Origin of the sequence: Agrobacterium sp. MS2 (assembly GCF_003261015.1) — a bacterium.
In the GTDB taxonomy this organism is placed as follows: Bacteria; Pseudomonadota; Alphaproteobacteria; order Rhizobiales; family Rhizobiaceae; genus Agrobacterium; species Agrobacterium pusense.
Genome location: NZ_QLNF01000005.1, coordinates 102713 through 119503, shown reverse-complemented (window position 1 = coordinate 119503; position 16791 = coordinate 102713). Strand labels below are relative to the sequence as shown.

16 protein-coding genes are annotated in these 16791 nt (G+C 60.2%); 10 read left to right on the top strand and 6 right to left on the bottom strand.

From position 1 onward, the window contains the following. Positions 1 to 31: 31 nt before the first annotated feature. The 6 genes from DOU54_RS01475 to DOU54_RS01450 form a co-directional block, all read right to left on the bottom strand. Positions 32 to 817: a transporter substrate-binding domain-containing protein gene (locus tag DOU54_RS01475; RefSeq protein WP_113730309.1), complete on the bottom strand. Its 786-nt coding sequence runs from the start codon at positions 815 to 817 to the stop codon at positions 32 to 34. Then, positions 814 to 1566, bottom strand: a complete 753-nt coding sequence (locus tag DOU54_RS01470; protein ID WP_113730308.1) for a GntR family transcriptional regulator — start codon at positions 1564 to 1566, stop codon at positions 814 to 816. The genes DOU54_RS01475 and DOU54_RS01470 overlap by 4 nt, the downstream gene beginning before the upstream one ends. A 167-nt stretch (positions 1567 to 1733) precedes the next feature. Then, a complete protein-coding gene (locus DOU54_RS01465) occupies positions 1734 to 2717 on the bottom strand; it encodes a 3'-5' exonuclease (protein WP_044459291.1) in 984 nt (327 codons plus the stop codon). Positions 2718 to 2910: 193 nt separating this feature from the next. After that, a complete protein-coding gene (locus tag DOU54_RS01460) occupies positions 2911 to 3324 on the bottom strand; it encodes a hypothetical protein (RefSeq protein WP_022562613.1) in 414 nt (137 codons plus the stop codon). 142 nt (positions 3325 to 3466) lie between these two features. Beyond that, a complete protein-coding gene (locus tag DOU54_RS01455) occupies positions 3467 to 4378 on the bottom strand; it encodes a lytic transglycosylase domain-containing protein (protein WP_113730306.1) in 912 nt (303 codons plus the stop codon). A 167-nt stretch (positions 4379 to 4545) separates the two neighbouring features. After that, the gene (locus DOU54_RS01450) at positions 4546 to 6327 is read right to left on the bottom strand and encodes a methyl-accepting chemotaxis protein (RefSeq protein WP_113730304.1); all 1782 of its coding nucleotides are present in this window, start codon (positions 6325 to 6327) and stop codon (positions 4546 to 4548) included. A gap of 264 nt (positions 6328 to 6591) precedes the next feature. On the opposite strand from DOU54_RS01450, the gene DOU54_RS01445 reads away from it, so the two are divergent. The 10 genes from DOU54_RS01445 to DOU54_RS01400 all read left to right on the top strand — a co-directional run bounded on the left by DOU54_RS01445 (position 6592) and on the right by DOU54_RS01400 (position 16790). Then, positions 6592 to 7182, top strand: coding sequence for a methyltransferase family protein (locus tag DOU54_RS01445; RefSeq protein WP_004444901.1), 591 nt, complete (start codon positions 6592 to 6594; stop codon positions 7180 to 7182). Between the two features lie 128 nt (positions 7183 to 7310). Further along, on the top strand, positions 7311 to 7784 hold the full coding sequence (locus DOU54_RS01440) for a VOC family protein (protein ID WP_004444902.1): 474 nt from the start codon (positions 7311 to 7313) through the stop codon (positions 7782 to 7784). A 261-nt stretch (positions 7785 to 8045) separates the two neighbouring features. Beyond that, entirely contained in the window at positions 8046 to 9389 is a 1344-nt protein-coding gene (locus DOU54_RS01435; RefSeq protein ID WP_004444904.1) for an extracellular solute-binding protein, read from the top strand. Positions 9390 to 9468: 79 nt separating this feature from the next. Continuing rightward, positions 9469 to 10359, top strand: a complete 891-nt coding sequence (locus DOU54_RS01430) for a carbohydrate ABC transporter permease (RefSeq protein ID WP_037092638.1) — start codon at positions 9469 to 9471, stop codon at positions 10357 to 10359. Between the two features lie 7 nt (positions 10360 to 10366). Next, on the top strand, positions 10367 to 11251 hold the full coding sequence (locus DOU54_RS01425; RefSeq protein ID WP_006700578.1) for an ABC transporter permease subunit: 885 nt from the start codon (positions 10367 to 10369) through the stop codon (positions 11249 to 11251). A 33-nt stretch (positions 11252 to 11284) separates the two neighbouring features. After that, on the top strand, positions 11285 to 12406 hold the full coding sequence (locus DOU54_RS01420) for a sn-glycerol-3-phosphate import ATP-binding protein UgpC (RefSeq protein ID WP_037092640.1): 1122 nt from the start codon (positions 11285 to 11287) through the stop codon (positions 12404 to 12406). Between the two features lie 314 nt (positions 12407 to 12720). Then, positions 12721 to 14046 carry an LLM class flavin-dependent oxidoreductase gene (locus tag DOU54_RS01415; protein ID WP_113730302.1) on the top strand — a complete coding sequence of 442 codons (1326 nt, stop codon included), beginning with the start codon at positions 12721 to 12723 and terminating at the stop codon, positions 14044 to 14046. A gap of 151 nt (positions 14047 to 14197) precedes the next feature. Next, the gene (locus DOU54_RS01410) at positions 14198 to 15193 is read left to right on the top strand and encodes an aliphatic sulfonate ABC transporter substrate-binding protein (RefSeq protein WP_004444913.1); all 996 of its coding nucleotides are present in this window, start codon (positions 14198 to 14200) and stop codon (positions 15191 to 15193) included. Then, a complete protein-coding gene (locus tag DOU54_RS01405; protein WP_037092642.1) occupies positions 15190 to 16059 on the top strand; it encodes an ABC transporter permease in 870 nt (289 codons plus the stop codon). The genes DOU54_RS01410 and DOU54_RS01405 overlap by 4 nt, the downstream gene beginning before the upstream one ends. Next, entirely contained in the window at positions 16056 to 16790 is a 735-nt protein-coding gene (locus DOU54_RS01400; protein ID WP_037092643.1) for an ABC transporter ATP-binding protein, read from the top strand. Before DOU54_RS01405 ends, DOU54_RS01400 begins: the two co-directional genes overlap by 4 nt. Position 16791 lies beyond the last annotated feature (1 nt).

Sequence of the window (16791 nt, the reverse complement as noted above, 5' to 3'; positions counted from 1 at the left end):
GGGGAACCGGGACGACGGGGATATGTGACGATCAGAGATCGGCCGGCAGATCCTGCCCGAGCCATTTGGTGGCGATGGCATTCAGCGAACCGTCCGCCTTGGCCGCGGCGATAGTCGTATTGACCTTTTCCAGCAGGGCCGTCTCATTTTTGTTGAGGCCGATGTAGCAGGGCGAATTCTTGATCAGGAATTTCATTTCCGGCCGCTTCGGCGGGTTCTTCGCCAGAATGGCGGCGGCGACCACATTGCCGGTTGCGACAACCTCCGCCTGACCGGACAGGAAGGCGGAAATGGTGCCGTTATTGTCCTCATAGCGCTTGATGGTGGCGTCAGCGGGCGCAACCTTCGTCAGCTCGAGGTCTTCGACCGAACCGCGCGTCACGGCAACGGTCTTGCCCTTCAGGTCCTCGGCTTTGGAGAGGGAAACGTCCTGCGGACCGAACACGCCGTTGAAAAAAGGAGCATAGGCGGTCGAAAAATCGATGACCTTCTCGCGTTCGGCGTTCTTGCCGAGGCTGGAGATCACCAGATCGACCTTGTTGGTCTGCAGATAGGGAACGCGGTTGGCGCTGGTGACCGGCACCAGCTCCACCTTCACGCCCAGCTTGTCGGCGATCAGCTTCGCGACGTCGATGTCATAACCCTGCGGTGTCATGTCGGCCCCGACACTGCCAAAGGGTGGAAAATCCTGCGGCACGGCGACGCGCAGCGTGCCGCGTGCGGCAATGTCGGCAAGGGCGTCCGCCTTTGCGGGCGCGGAAAATCCGAAGGCGGCAGCCATGGCGGCGGCGGCGATGAAGGTCCGTCTGAATATCATGGGTCATTCTCCTTGTGCTGGTTCTGTTGCTCGGTTTTTTTGTCGGTATCGCCGCGGTTATGCTCCGGAAGGGCGAGCGAGTGGCGAAGACCGGCGAGCGGGTCAGGTCGCCGGGTGAGATCGAGGCCGGTTTCCACTTCGTCCAGATGTTCGATTGAAAGCTCCGCCGCCCTCGCGAAATCGCCGGCTGCCATCGCCTCGAATATCCGGCAATGTCCCTGATGCGACTGCAGCGCATGGAATTCCGACTGGTAAAGCATGGAAATGAGGATCGTGCGGGCCGTCAGGTCGCGCAGCAGTTCAACGAGGACGGCATTACCGCAAAGCTCGGCGATCCTGATGTGAAAATCGCCCATGAGGCAGGTCAGGCGCTGCCGGTCGCCCGCGGCTATGGCGACTTTCTCTTCCTCGAGATGCGCCAGGAGAACGCCGCGCCCTTCCTCGGTAAGGGTCCGCATACTGCGCAGCAACCCGGATTCGATGATCCGGCGCGCTTCATAGATGGTCATCGCCTCCTCGGCAGACGGCTCGACCACGAACCAGCCCCGCCTCGCACTAACGTGCACGATTCCCCGGGTTTCCAGCCGCATCATCGCCTCGCGTACCCGGGTGCGCGATACGGAGAAAAGACCGGCAAGCTGGTTTTCGCTGAGCCGTGTGCCCGGCCGGATACGCGCCGACAAAATGCCGGATACGATGGCCTCGTCAATGTTTATCTGACGATCCTGCCTGGTATGTAAATCTTGCATACAAGACGGAAAGCAAAGCCCGTGCCAGACGGATTCCCCACTTTCAATCGCGGGGAAAACGACATGAGCTCAAAATTTGAGCAATCCGTCCAGCGCACACGAAAGAAGCAGCCTGTTAACAGGACAGATTTTCATCATTCGATCAAAGCGCCCGCAGGCGATTAACCCTACCCGGCCTTGAACCGGTCGAAAGCCGTGAGATATTTGACCGTAGGGTCGGCGTCCCAGCGATAGATTTCGGTGCGCAGAAAATGCAGCTCCTCCGCCAGCATCTCTTCCGGCAGCTCCGCCCACCAGGATTTCGGCCGGCCGTCCGAACCGTCCGACCAGCGATAACCCCGCTTTTTCAGGTGATCCTTCATATCGAAGGGGCTGTTCTCCGCGTAGATCCGGACGCGCGATCTACGGCTAGCCGCGTGAAGCTCCATGAAGGGCGTCATGCCTTCTTGGCCCGGCCGGTTCTGCTCGAGCACCTCCAGCAGCGCGAAGCAATCATCAACGGCGCGATGGCCATCATGGAAATAACCGGACTGACCGATCAGATAACCCAGCTTGTTGCCCTCAAATCCACGCACCCGCCAGTCGATTTCGGAAACGGAGCAGGCCCAGGCCTTCTCGTTGAATATGGGCGAGAAGGCTTCACAGAAGGGACGGTCAAAGCCGGCATTGTGGGCAATGATCAGATCGGCATCGCCGACGAGAGAAGCCAGCCGCTCCATGTCGATCGCCTGCCCCGCAACCATGTCATCGGTGATCCCTGTCAGCCGGGTGATCTCCGCCGGTATGGCGACGTTGGGCTGCCGCAGTCCGCCGTAAATGCCGGTGACGTCGCCAATGGCGCCCTGATCGTCGAACGTGAAGGCGATGACGCCGATCTCGATTATTTCGTCCGTCCGGTGGTTCAGACCCGTGGTTTCCGTGTCGAGGATCACGCCCCGGCGGGAAAATTCCGGCCTTGGCCGTTCCACGACCTGACGCGGCATGAGCTTGCGCAGAACGCGGTAATTGCCGGTGGATTCGAGATAGCCCGCCAGCCCCTCGTCATCCATCGCGACCCTCTGCACCGCTCCGCGTCCCGGCATTTTTCGCCCCCGTTCGGTCTCGGGAAGCCGCGCGGCCGCGGAAGCGAAAAAGTCCAACTGGGAGGTCATGAGGTGCCTGCCGCCTTGCCCGGAAATCGAAAATCAGTACTCCAACATATGCGTAGAGGCTCACGGTAACAACAGCAGACGCTCTCATCCACAGAAAGGCGGCGCCAATCCGTTAACGAAAGACGCGCACGGTTTCAGGCTTCGGAAAAAACCGCCGTCATCTGTAAATCTGCGGCGATCTCAACCACGGCGGTCAGGGAGCCGGACGCCCCAGGACAGTCTCGCAGCTTGCCGGATCGCCGATGATCTCGCTCGTGGTGATGATGGAAGCCGCGTCCGCGGTGATCTTGATGATGCAATCGCGGCGATGTTGCTTGATTTTCATGCCCTCGGTCTGCGAGACCTGCGCCTGCCCGTCAACGGTCCGGTATTCGCGCCGGTTGCTGAGCCCGGCATAGGTCTCGACATCCACTTTCAGCCAGTAGGATTCGGTTGCGCCCTTTTCGATGATGACCTTGTTGGGGCGGCCAAGCCGGGCGATTGCCGCCTCCCGCGGCTGCCCTTTAAAACCGGCCACAGTGCGGGTGATTTCCGTCTGCCCGGTGCTGGTGCACGCCACGGCCATGGTCAGCACCGCTGCCAGCGCTCCGGTTTCAAGCAATCTCATGTGCAATTCATCCCCTCGTCACACGCCACCGGCCCGCGGGTTGCGGTCGCCGCCGGCGGCAAATCTAGGAGCGATCATCTCACACTGAAAGGAGGAGCGGCGTATGGGCCGATCAACTTGTCATGATCAGCCGCGGCCCCCGCTAGCGGTTGCGGAACACGGTGCAGGGAACACCGGCCCCGCGGATTTCACCACAAAGCGCATTGGCTTCGGCTCTGGTCTCGCGGCCGATGCGCGCGGCGTAACGCGGGCGCGAACCGAAATTGCCACCCCTTTGCCGCACGATCAGTGCGCGCTCGGCATTGAGAGGCCCCGACAATTGGCCTATAGCACGGGTAAAGAGCCGGTTCGCCACCGTCGGATTGTAATGGGCGGCAAGCTGCACACCCCATGGCGCCCAGTCGGCCGAAGATATCAGGACGGGATCGTTGATCGTGCGTGTATCGGCAAGCCGCAGGCAGGCGTCGATGAAGGGCCGGCTGCCGTCCAGCGCCGGCGCGGCCTTATCCGGTGGACTGTCTTTCCAGCTTTCCACAGGGTACCCGGTGATTGCAAAGACATAATCGCGCGTTTCCACCGGCAGGCGACCTGTCGCGATAAAACCGCGCAGCCCCGCCTCGCCGGCATTATAGGCTGCGGCTGCCAGACCGAAATTGCCGAAGCGCAGCTTCAGCTCCGACAGATAGCGTGACGACGCCTCCAGCGCAGCAATGATGTTGAAACTGTTGTCCAGACCACGCAGCCTCGCCGTTCCCGGCATGAACTGGGCAATGCCTTCCGCCCCCTTCGGGCTCACCGCATCGGCCCGGAACAGGCTCTCCCGCCAGATCAGCCTGGCGAAATAATCCGGCGGAACGGCATGCCGCGCGGCGAGAACCTCGATGGCGTGGCAAAGGTCCCTGTTGTAGCTCTGGGGACTGATGCACAATTCGGACGCCACATCGTGGGCATGGGCGCAGGACGCCTTGCCCTCAGCCGGCGTTTCGGCCTGCGCCGGCCCGAGAAACGCCGCCAGCCAGCAGAGAACGAGCACGACCCTGCCTGTTGATGTCATCCCTGCCAAACGAAAGTCCCCGTAATCTTAAGGCGCGCTGCGCCGATTATCCGACAATCGCGACGATATGCCTATACCCCGCACTTGCATGGATCGATTTCGGTTTCAGACGTTTCAAGGCCCCCCATGCCAAGGCCCGCAGGGGTGGAAGGGAACCGGAGATGCGTCTAGAAGTCCTGCCATTCCTCATGCGCGACAGCCGCGCTCGATGCGCCACGCACGCCCGACGGGCGGGATAGCGGGTGGCGCGGCGCAGCGGCACCGCGCTGGCCGGACCCGCTGCGCGTAGAGGCCGCATGACGCGCAGTCTCCTCGAACCGGAACTGGCCTAGGAGCTCGAACAGGGCCGCGGCCTCCCGCGCGAGGCTGTGGCTTGCGGCCGTCTGCTCCTCCACCATCGCGGCGTTCTGCTGGGTAGCCTGATCCACGCTGTTGACCGCCTGATTGATTTCGGCAAGCGCCGTGGACTGTTCGCGGGCCGCATCCACGATCGCCGCCACATTGGTATTGATGTCGCGGACCTGCTCTGCGATTTCCTGCAGCGCCGAACCCGCCCTGGTGACGAGGCCGACGCCGTTTTCCACCTGCTTGCCCGAAGCGTTGATCAGGTTCTTGATTTCCTTTGCGGCCGTCGCCGAGCGCTGCGCAAGCTCGCGCACCTCCTGCGCGACAACGGCAAAGCCCTTGCCTGCCTCGCCTGCACGGGCCGCTTCCACGCCCGCATTGAGCGCCAGAAGGTTGGTCTGGAAAGCAATTTCGTCGATCACGCCGATGATGCTCGAGATTTCCCGCGATGATTTTTCAATCTGATCCATGGCGCCTATGGCATCGCGCACCACCTGGCCTGAATGTTCGGCATGGTCGCGGGCACGGGCAACGATCCTGCCGGCTTCTTCCGCCCGACGGCTTGAGTCACTGACTGCGGTGGTGACCTCTTCAAGCGCGGCTGCGGTCTCCTCTATCGAAGCCGCCTGCTGCTCCGTCCGTCTGGCAAGATCATCTGCCGCGGATCGTATTTCATTCGACCCGGAAGAAATGGCGCCGGCATTTTCAGACACCCGCGTCATGGCCCGCTTGAGCTTTTCCGAAGCCGCGTTGAAATCCGTGCGCACCCGTTCAAGCGAGGGAATGAAAGGCATGTCGATGCTCTGGGCAAGATCGCCTTCGGCAAGGTCTGTAAGGCATTGCGCCAGCTTTTCGACATTCTCGACACGGCCGGTCACATCGGTCGCGAATTTGACGACCTTGAACACTTTCCCATTCAGATCGAAGATCGGATTATAGGAAGCCTGGATGAAGACCTTGCGGCCGCCCTTGCCAAGACGCATGAATTCATCGGCCACCAGATCGCCGCCGGCGAGCCTTTCCCAGAACTGCCTGTAGGCCGGTGAGTGTGTATAGGCCGGCTCGCAGAACATGGAATGATGCCGGCCCTGCACTTCCGCCAGAGAATAGCCCAGCGCCGTCAGAAAATTCTCGTTGGCAGTCAGGATTTCGCCGTTCGGCGAGAATTCGATGATGGCCTGCGCCCGGGAAAGGGCGTCGATCTTGCCGGCGTCTTCCGCCGCCTTCAGCTTGCGTGCGGTGATGTCTGTAGCGATCTTCACCACCTTCACCGGCTTGCCGCGGCGAAACACCGGGTTATAGGAAGCCTCGATCCAGACCTCCCTGCCGCCCTTGCCGATACGCTTATACTGCTGCTGATCGAACTGACCGGCAGCAAGTTTTGCCCAGAAGCCCTTGTAATCCGCCGAAGCTATGACGGCGGGTTCGACGAACATGCTGTGATGCCTGCCGAGGATTTCCGAAAGTTCGTAACCCAGAGCCCGACAGAAATTCTCATTGGCGGCAAGAATCTTTCCCGAAAGGTCGAATTCTATGATGGCCTGGGATTTGGAAAGCGCGGCGAGAACCGCGAAAGCATTGGCACCACGATCAAGAACACTCAAGCGCGCTTCTCCGATAAAACAGGAAGTTTCCATCCAAAATTATTCACGCATATTATAATTTCAGTATTAATTGATATTTAATGATAATTTTATTTTCGTCCGATGCGCGTGCGTACTCCAGCGAAATTTCCATTCATTGGTTCGTTTTTTGAAATTTCACACCTGTCCCCGTAGTCGAAGACACGACGATGCAATAGTTCCATTGATACATTTGTTCCGAGTCGGGAGCCCGCTTCCGGCTTGGGCAATATATTTGGGGGAGACATGATTGATCTTGTGGCAGTGCTTGCTGTGTGGACCTATATCGGCGGTTTCTTATGGCTGACGGCCCGGCTGGCGAAGCGCACGGGCGAACCTGTCTGGCTTTTTGCCAAGGGTCGCGAAAGGCAAACCGTTCCCGCCACGCTTTTCCGTGTCGCGTTTCTTCTCGGCGCGCTTCTGCCGCTTTTCACCCTCTGGCTGGAACCGCAACAGGCCGGTTGGCTGCTGGACCGACACTATACCGGCGCAGCCATCCGCTTCGCTGGGGTGGTTATGGCGCTGGCGGGAAGTGCGCTCGCGCTCTACGCGCAGCATTACATGGGCAAATCGTGGCGCATCGGCGCGGCCGAAGGCCATCTCGGAACCATCGTGGATACCGGGCCTTTCAGCATGTCAAGAAACCCCGTCTTCGTCGGGCAGATTGTGCTGTTTACGGGATTGGTTCTGGTGTTCACCTCCGTTCTGCAGCTCACCGTCGCCATCGTCCTCATCATTGCGGTGATGCTGCAGGTCAACATTGAAGAGCGCGTGCTGACAAAGGAACTTGGCCCGGCCTATGTTGCCTATCGGCGCAGGGTGAGACGCTGGCTTTGACACTGGTCACGTATTGTTTTCGGAACGTTTGCGCTGCGGCTGCATTTTATGCCGGATGGGGAGCCGTCAATCTTCCCATGAGTTACCCGCCGGCAAGGGGAAGCCGTCAACCTCGGAGGACCATACCCATGCAAAAGAACATGATCTGTATCTGGTACGACAAGGACGCTGAGGCAGCAGCCCGTTTTTATGCCGACACGTTTCCCGATAGTGAGGTGATAAAAGTGTATCACGCGCCGGGCGACTATCCCTCCGGCAAGCAGGGGGACGTCCTCATGGTGCAGTTCACTGTCGCAGGCGTAACCTGCATCGGCCTCAATGGGGGACCGCAATTCAAGCACAGCGAAGCTTTCTCATTCCAGATATCGACTGAAGATCAGGAGGAAACCGACCGCTACTGGAACGCCATCGTTGGCAATGGCGGCCAGGAAAGCGCCTGCGGCTGGTGCAAGGACAAATGGGGCATCTCCTGGCAGATCACGCCACGCGTGCTGATGGATGCCATGGCTGCCGGCGGGGCAGAAGCCAGACGAGCCTTCACGGCGATGATGGATATGAAGAAAATCGACGTCGCCGCCATCGAAGCCGCACGCCGGGGTTGATGGAGACAGACGGTTCAGCATCAGGTAGCGGAACGCCCGCTTTCCACGTAAATAACTGACGTCTAAATAGAAATACATGCATTGCGCTTCCAGCGATCGTATTTCGCCGCGCCGACGATGCTGCGCCGCAAGTCATCATAAAACGTTCAACAAAATGTAAGCTATCCGTCAAATACGACTGTTAGCAGAGCCCGTGGCTTCGTGCTCAGGACATGACGTCCCTGCCGATCAGGCCATCATTCCATCAACGGGGCTCAACTCATGAAACCTTCCGCTCTGACCTCTTTCATGGCCGGCGTTGCCATTGCCGCCGCCTTCGGCGCCACGGCTGCCCACGCTGAAAAGACCAAGTTCGAATTCTGGTACGGCCTTTCCGGCGATCTTGGCGAACGCGTTCAGGACACCTGCAAGAAGTTCAACGAATCCCAGGCTGAATTCGAGATCGTCTGCACGTCTCAGAACGATTACGACGCCACGCTGCAGAACACCATCGCCGCCTACCGCGCCAAGAAGCAGCCGGCGATCACCCAGATTTACGACGCCGGCACGCTGGACATGATGCTGTCCAAGGCTTTCGTTCCCGCGAAAAAGCTGATGGCTGACAATGGCTACAAGATCGACTGGGACAATTATTTCCCGGGCATTGCCAATTATTATGCAACGGCTGCGGGCGAGCTGAACTCCTTCCCCTACAATTCATCCACCGCTGTCTTCTATTACAATGTCGATGCGTTCGAAAAAGCCGGCATCACCTTCAAGCCCGATACATGGGAACAGGTTGAAGAGGCCGCGAAGAAGCTGAAAGCCGCCGGTTTCGAATGCCCGCTCGCCTTCAACTTCGACACCTGGATGCTGATGGAACAGTTCTCCGCCATCCATAACCAGCCGATCGCCACCAAAGGCAACGGCTATCAGGGCCTCGACGCGGAACTGACGATCAACAAGACCAAGTTCGTCGACCATGTGAAATTCTTCAAAAAGATGCAGGACGAGAAGCTGTTCGTCGTCAAGACGAAGCAGCTCGGCATGGACATCCTGCCCGCATTCACCTCGCAGACCTGCCAGATGTTCATGTCTTCGATTGCCGGGCACGGCACCGTGGGCAAAGGCATGCCTGAGGGCGTGAAGTGGGACGTGGCCATGCTGCCGGTCTGGAAGGGCACGCAGCGGCAGAACTCACTCGTCGGTGGCGCTTCCCTGTGGGTCATGGCCGGCCGTCCGGAAGCGGAATACAAGGGCGCGGCAGCATTCCTCAACTTCATCGCCCAGCCGGAGATGGTTCAGTGGTGGTCCACGGTCACCGGTTACATCCCGGTCACCAAGACCGGCTTCGACGCCATGAAGGCCAACGGCTTCTACGACAAGGCACCCTATAAGGGTCGCGAAAAGGCAATCGAGAGCCTGACTTTCACGCCGCCTTCCGAATATACCCGCGGCATCCGTCTCGGCAACTTCACGCAGATCCGCAAGGAAGTCTCCACGGCACTCGAAGCCATCTTCATGCAGAATGCCGACGTTCAGGGGGAACTCGACAAGGCCGTCGAGCGCTCCAATGCCGGCCTGCGCCGCTTCGAAAAGACCTATGCCGGCGCCAAGCTGAACTAAGCTTTGCCGTTTTGAAGGGGCTTGCCCGCGGGATCTCCCGGGCAAGCCCGTCCAGTTCTCCACTTTTGCCGGTTACTCAATGGAAAAGCGCGCCGTCTTCAAGAGCACGTGGTTGCCCGTGCTGTTCGCCCTGCCGCAGCTTCTGCTGATCTTTCTGTTCTTTTATTGGCCTGTGGCAGCGGTCATCAACTGGGCGTTCACACTTGAGCCGCCCTTCGGCGGTGCGGCGGAATTCGTCGGGCTCGCCAATTTCAAGGAGACCTTCTTCGATCCGCTTTATTGGCAATCGGTGCTCGTCAGCCTGATCTTCGCCGTCGCCGGTCCGTTCTTCACCATTCTCATCGGCCTTGTCCTTGCGCTTTGCGTGGATCGCGCCCTTCCCGGCTCCGGCTTCTTCCGGGTGCTCTACATTCTTCCTTACGCCATCGCCGGGCCTGCGGCGGGCATGGCTTTCCGTTTCATCCTCTCGCCGGAACGCGGGCTTGCCGCCTCGCTCAACGCCTGGTGGCCGGATTTGTGGAACCCGGCAAAATATGGCGAGCACGCGCTGATCCTCGTCATCGTCATCTTCATCTGGAAATGGGCGGGTTACACCTTCATCTTCCTGTTTGCCGGCCTGCAATCCGTGCCGCGCGCGCTGACGGAAGCAGCCGCCATGGACGGCTCCGGGCCCGTCCGCCGCGCCATCGACATTCAGGTGCCGCTGTTGGCACCGACCCTGTTCTTCCTGACCGTCATCATGATGACGGAGGGTTTCGTCGGCGCGGATACGTTCGGCATCGTCGCCTCAACCACCGAGGGGGGGCCCAACCGCGCCACCGAAGTGATGGTCTACCGCATCGTCAGCGAAGCGTTCGAGGGGCTGAACTATTCCGGCGCCTCGGCACAGAGCCTTGTCCTCATCGGCCTCATCATGATTTTCACCTTCATCCAGTTCCGCTTCGTCGAGCGGCAGGTCCATTACAAGTGAGGCGACGATGATCCAGCGCACCCCCTATGCCGACGCCCTGACCTACGGGCTGATGATTGCCGGTTTTCTTCTGCTCATCGGGCCCCTGCTCGTCGTGATTGCCGGCGCCAGCCAGTCTGTCGTTCAGGTCAACAGCATCCCGTTCAGCTTTCTGCCACAGGGCGAACTCCTCACCAATGCCCAAACCGCCTGGCAACGCGCCAATCTCGGCAACGCCCTTCTCAACAGCATGATCATGGCCACGCTGGTCACGATCGGCAAGGTGGCCCTTTCGGCCTTTACCGCCTTCGCCATCGTGTTCTTCCGCTCGCCGCTGAAGCACCTCTTCTTCTGGACGGTGTTCATTACCCTCATGCTGCCGCTGGAGGTGCGCGTGGTGCCGACCTATTCGGTAGCCGCGGATATTTTCCAGCCATTCCGCTCCATCCTCGGATGGTTCGGAATTGAGGTCTCAGTGGAGTGGAACCTCCTGAATTCCTATGTCGGCCTCACCCTGCCGCTGGTCGCGACCGCCACCGGCACCTTTCTATACCGCCAGTTCTTCATGACCATCCCCGACGAACTGGCTGAAGCGGCGCGCATGGACGGATCGGGGCCAATCCGCTTCTTCGTGGAAATGCTGTTGCCGCTCTCCCGAACCAACATGGCGGCGCTCACCACCATCATGTTCGTTTATGCCTGGAACCAGTATCTCTGGCCGTTATTGATGGTCACCGATCCTTCCTACAAGACGGTGATGATGTCGCTGCGCGCCCTTCTGCCCGCCGAAGACGGCACGCCGGACTGGAACGTGACACTGGCCGGCTCCCTCATCATCATCACACCGCCGCTTCTCGTTGTCGCCTTCCTGCAACGCTGGTTCGTCCGCGGTCTCGTTTCGTCCGAAAAGTGACGACGCGCGGCTTTTAACAACAAGGTTCCCATCATGGCTCAGATCGATATCCGCCAGCTCCGCAAATCCTATGGCAAGACCCCCACGCTGCATGGCGTGGATCTCACTTTCGGCTCCGGCGAATTCGTCGTCATCCTCGGTCCCTCCGGCTGCGGCAAGTCCACCCTTCTGCGCATGATCGCCGGGCTGGAGGACATCACCTCCGGCGAGATCGCGATTGGCGGACGCGTGGTCAACAGGCTCGAGCCGCGTGAGCGCGGATGCGCCATGGTATTTCAGAACTACGCGCTCTATCCGCACATGACCGTCGCCGGCAATATCGGCTACGCGCTGAAAGTCGCTGGCGTCGCCAGGGCCGAGCGCCAGCGCCGGATCGAGGAAACGGCGAAGATTGTCGGCCTTTCCGATTATCTGGAACGCAAGCCGGCTGCGCTTTCTGGCGGCCAGCGCCAGCGTGTGGCCATGGCCCGCGCAATCATTCGGGAGCCGCAGGTCTTCCTGTTCGATGAGCCGCTCTCCAATCTCGACGCCAAGCTGCGTGTCACCATGCGCGCTGAAATCCGCAAGCTGCACCAGCGCCTGTCCGCCACCTCCGTCTTCGTCACCCACGACCAGGTGGAAGCCATGACGCTGGCCGACCGGCTGGTCGTGATGAACAGGGGCATCGTTGAACAGGTCGGTCATCCCCTCGATATCTATCATCGTCCCGCCAGCACCTTTGTTGCATCCTTCATCGGTTCGCCGGCCATGAACCTGTTCACCACCCGGGTTGAAGTGGAATCCCACGCCGTCATGCTGGCTGGCACGCCGGTGAAACTCTTCCCCGAAACCGCACTGGAACTGCGCGGCCGCGACGTAACGGTCGGCATCCGCCCGGAGCAATGCCTCGTCAGCGCGGATGGCGACGGCGTCCCGGCCATCGTCGATTTCGTCGAAGAACTGGGATCGGGCCGCATCGTGCACGCCGAGATTGCCGGCGAAACATTCTCCGCTGCCATAGGCGAGGACCTGGCCGTGAAGCCCGGCCAGCGCATCCATCTCGGCCTGCCGGCCGCGCAGTTGCACTTCTTCGATCCGGCTACCGGCAAGCGTATCGAAACGGAAAGCGCCATTGAGACGCGCCGCACGGGGAACGAGGCGCTTCTGGCGGTCTGAACACGGACGGCACCGAAAAAGAGGTCCGGTGGCAGGCCGCATGCCGGGCCTTCACGACGCGGCCCCGTCACGACGATACGAAGTTGCAGACACATTAACCGCCCGCGACAACCGGTCGGCAGCGACGGTTGCATCGTCGCAAACGCGATCCCGGGAAAAATCTTTCGGTTTGCAAATCATAATCGGAATAGTCTTTGCCGCGCCAACTCCCTGACGGGGATATCGTCGCCGCAAGCAAGAAGCGGGCTTGCGCCCGCTAGCGGATGCGACAGCGAGCCGTCCGCGCCGAAACACCGACAAGAGAGTGAAACCCAATGGCAAATGATCGCAAACTGCATCTCGGCGCCTTTATGAGGCCCGTCAGCCTCCACACGGGCGCATGGCGTTATCCCGGCGCCTTTCCTGACGCCAATTTCAATTTCGCCCATCTGGCGCGTTTCGCGCAGCAGCTCGAAGCTGCGAAATTCGACGCATTCTTCATGGCCGATCATCTCGCCGTCCTGAACATGCCCACGGAGGCACTGCGCCGCAGCCATACCGTTACTTCCTTCGAGCCCTTCACGCTTCTTTCCGCCCTGGCCGCAGTCACCCAGCGCATCGGTCTCGTCGCCACCGCGTCCACCACATTCGACGAGCCCTATCACGTGGCCCGGCGTTTTGCCTCTCTCGATCACCTCAGCAATGGCCGCGCCGGCTGGAACATCGTCACTACCTCGAACCCGGACGCCGCCCGGAATTTCGGCCGTGATGATCAACCCGACCACGCCGGGCGCTATGGCCGCGCGCGGGAGTTCTATGATGTCGTCACCGGGCTGTGGGATTCATTTTCGGACGATGCCTTCATTCGGGATGTCGATAGCGGACTGTTCTTCGACCCTGAAAAAATGCATGTGCTGAACCACAGGGGCCCCGAATTTTCGGTGCGCGGACCGCTCAATATCGCCCGCCCGGTGCAGGGCTGGCCGGTCATCGTTCAGGCCGGCGCATCCGAACCCGGACGCCAGCTCGCCGCCGAAACCGCTGAGGTGGTCTTTGCGGCCACACCCACCCTTGCAGCCGGCAAGGCCTTTTACAAGGACGTAAAGGACAGGACGGTCGCCGCCGGACGGTCGCGTGATGGCATCGTCATTCTGCCTGGCGCGTTCGTTCTTGTCGGCGATACGGTCGAGGAGGCAAAAGCCAAGCGCGCCAGGCTCGACAGCCTCGTCCACTATGAAAGCGCGATAGCATCGCTGTCGATCGCGCTGGGTCACGATGTGTCCGGTTTCGATCCCGACGCCCCGCTGCCCGAAATTCCGGAGACGAATGCGAGCAAATCCAGCCGCGAAAGAGTGATAGAACTTGCCAGAAGCGAAGGGTTGACCGTGCGTCAACTCGCGCAGCGGCTGGGCGGCTATGCGGGGCTCGCCTTCGTCGGCACGCCGAAAACCATCGCCGACGAGATGGAACAATGGCTGCATGAGGAAGGCTCGGACGGCTTCAACGTCACCTTCCCCTTCCTGCCCGCCGGCCTTGACGATTTCACCACGCTGGTCGTGCCGGAACTGCAAAAGCGCGGACTGTTCCGAACGGACTATGAAGGTCCGACATTGCGCGATCATCTCGGACTGCACCGCCCGGTCAACCGCTTCTTTGCTTGATAACGGGATGTCGCGCCGATCCCTCCGGGATTAGGGAGATTTTCCACGCCGCTTTCGAAGTTTGGCATGGGGTTCCAGAGGTGCGTATTGACCACAAAAACCCCTGCCTTTAGCCTTTATGTATATAAAATCCATAAAATAGGTGAATTAAATGAAGGCCGAACATTCCCGCCGCCATATCCTCAAGCTCGGTATTGCCGGCGCGCTTGCCGCGCCGCTTGCAACTCGCGGTGCGCTGGCACAGAGCACGCCGGAATTTCCGGCAGAGCTGAAGCTGGACTGGGGATTTTATTCGTCCCATACGCTGCTGATAAAGAACAAGGGCTGGCTTGAGGAAGCGTTCAAGGATGTCGGCACCAAGATCACCTGGGTACAATCGCGCGGCAGCAACAACTCGCTGGAGTTCCTCAAGGTCGGCTCGACCGATTTCGCCGGTTCCGCGGCGCTTTCGGCCTTTCTTGCCCGCGCCAATGGCGTGCCGCTGAAAGTCATCTATGTAGCGAGCTGGGGCGGTTCGTCCATCATTCAGGTGCGTCCGGATTCGCCGGTAAAGACGGTGGCCGATCTCAAGGGCAAGACCATTGCCGTCACCAAGGGCACGGCTCCCTATTTCACCCTTGTCCGCGCGCTTGCTCAACACAAGCTGTCAGTCGATGATCTCAAGGTTGTAAACCTGCAGCACCCCGAGGGGTTCAACGCGCTGCAGCAGGGACAGGTGGATGCCTGGGTCGGTATCGATCCGCACACCTCCCAGGCCGAGCTTGCCGGCGACAGGGCAATTTTCGATGAGCGTAGCTGGCGCGACGGCAGTGTCTTCAGCGTATCGGAGGCGTTCCTGGCAAAACACCCGCGCGCGGTAGAGCGTCTGCTCGGCGTGTGGGTGCAGACGCAGAAATGGATCCGCGAGAATAACGGCGAATTCATCGATTTCGTCACGAAGGTCACGGGCAACGACCCCAAGATCACGGAACTTACCATCAACAAGCGTGACTGGAACGACCCCGTCCCGGGTGAAGAACTGCTGAATTCGATCCGTATCGTTACCCCGCTGCTTGGCGACGACGTCCTGCGTCCGGGCGTCAATGTCGACAATGTTCTTGCGTCATTGATAGACCCGGCTCCGGCGAAAAAGGTGCTGGGCGCATGAATTCCCATCCGCGCGAATTTCAGCGCGTGAGACAGCCATCCAGACAGTCTCCTTCCCGATCGACGCTTGTGGAAAAGGTGGGGGCTTTCTTCACACGGTTCGACCTGCGCGGTGCGATCGTGCCGGTCGGGTCTTTGCTGCTGCTCGAGCTTTTTGTTCGCATGGGCTGGGTGAGCCCTTATGTACTGCCGCCGCCGTCGGAACTCTACGATACGTTTCTGCGGCTTGCTGAAGGACCTCTCTGGACCAATGTCGCGGCAAGCACCGCCCGCGTTTTCGTCGGCTTCGTCATCGGCTCGGTGCTTGCGGTCATCGTTGGATCGCTGGTCGGGCTGGTCGTTGCCGCCGAGCGATATCTGGAGCCCACGTTCCAGGCCCTGCGCGCGGTTCCGAGCCTCGCCTGGGTGCCGCTGCTGATGATCTGGTTCGGCATCGGCGAAACCTCTAAAATCGTCCTGATCGCCAAGAGCGCGTTTTTCCCGGTCTATCTCAACCTGTTCTCCGGCATCCGCAATGTGGATCGCAAACTTGTGGAAGTGGGCGAAATGTATCGCCAGCCCCTGCCCGTACTGGTCTGGCGAATTTTTATCCCGGCCTCCCTGCCTCATCTTTTCACCGGCCTGCGTTACGGGCTGTCCCTCGCCTGGCTGAGCGTCGTGGCAGCCGAGCTTCTGGCCGCATCCGAAGGGATCGGCTACATGCTTTCCGACGGGCGGGAACTGTCCCGTCCCGATCTGGTGATGATCGCCATCATCTGCCTTGCGGTGCTCGGCAAGATATCCGACAGCCTGTTCAAGATCGTCGAGGAACGCTGCCTGCGTTGGCGCGATACCTATCCCCTGCAGGAAGGAGGGCGGTTGCGATGAGCCTGCTTCAGGTAGACGTGCGCGAAAAGGCCTTCGGCGATACCGTTGTCCTTCAGGACATTCATCTGGGGCTCGGTGATGGCGAAGCGGCGGTTCTTCTCGGGCCAAGCGGCTGCGGAAAGAGCACGCTGCTGCGCATCGCCGCAGGTCTGGACAGGCGATTTGCCGGCGCAGTGACGATCAACACGGCGGAAGAAGACGGTGCGACGGACACGCCGCCGATCGCCTTCGTCTTTCAGGAACCCCGCCTGATGCCCTGGCTGACGGTTGCCGAAAATATCGGCTATGCGGCCGGCAAGAAATTCGACGTGCAGCGGGTTGAAGGGCTGATCAACGACGTAGGCCTCAGCGGCCACGGCGCGGCGCTGCCAAAGGCGCTTTCCGGCGGCATGGCGCAGCGTGTCGCCATCGCTCGGGCGCTCTATACGCAACCGCGTATCCTGCTGCTGGATGAACCCTTCAGCGCGGTCGATGCCTTCACGCGGATGAAGCTTCAGGACCTTGTTCTGAAGCTTGTCGAACAGCGCGGCATCTCATTCCTTCTCGTCACCCACGATATCGATGAAGCTCTCTATCTCGGCGACCGGATTTACATGATGGGTGCCCATGACGGTCGCATACAGGAGGAGATCGAGGTGGACGTGCCACGCCCCCGTGACCGGCGCTCACCCCGGCTGGCAATCCTCAAGAACGACGTGCTGACAGCCCTGCACAAGGCGCATGTCATCTGAT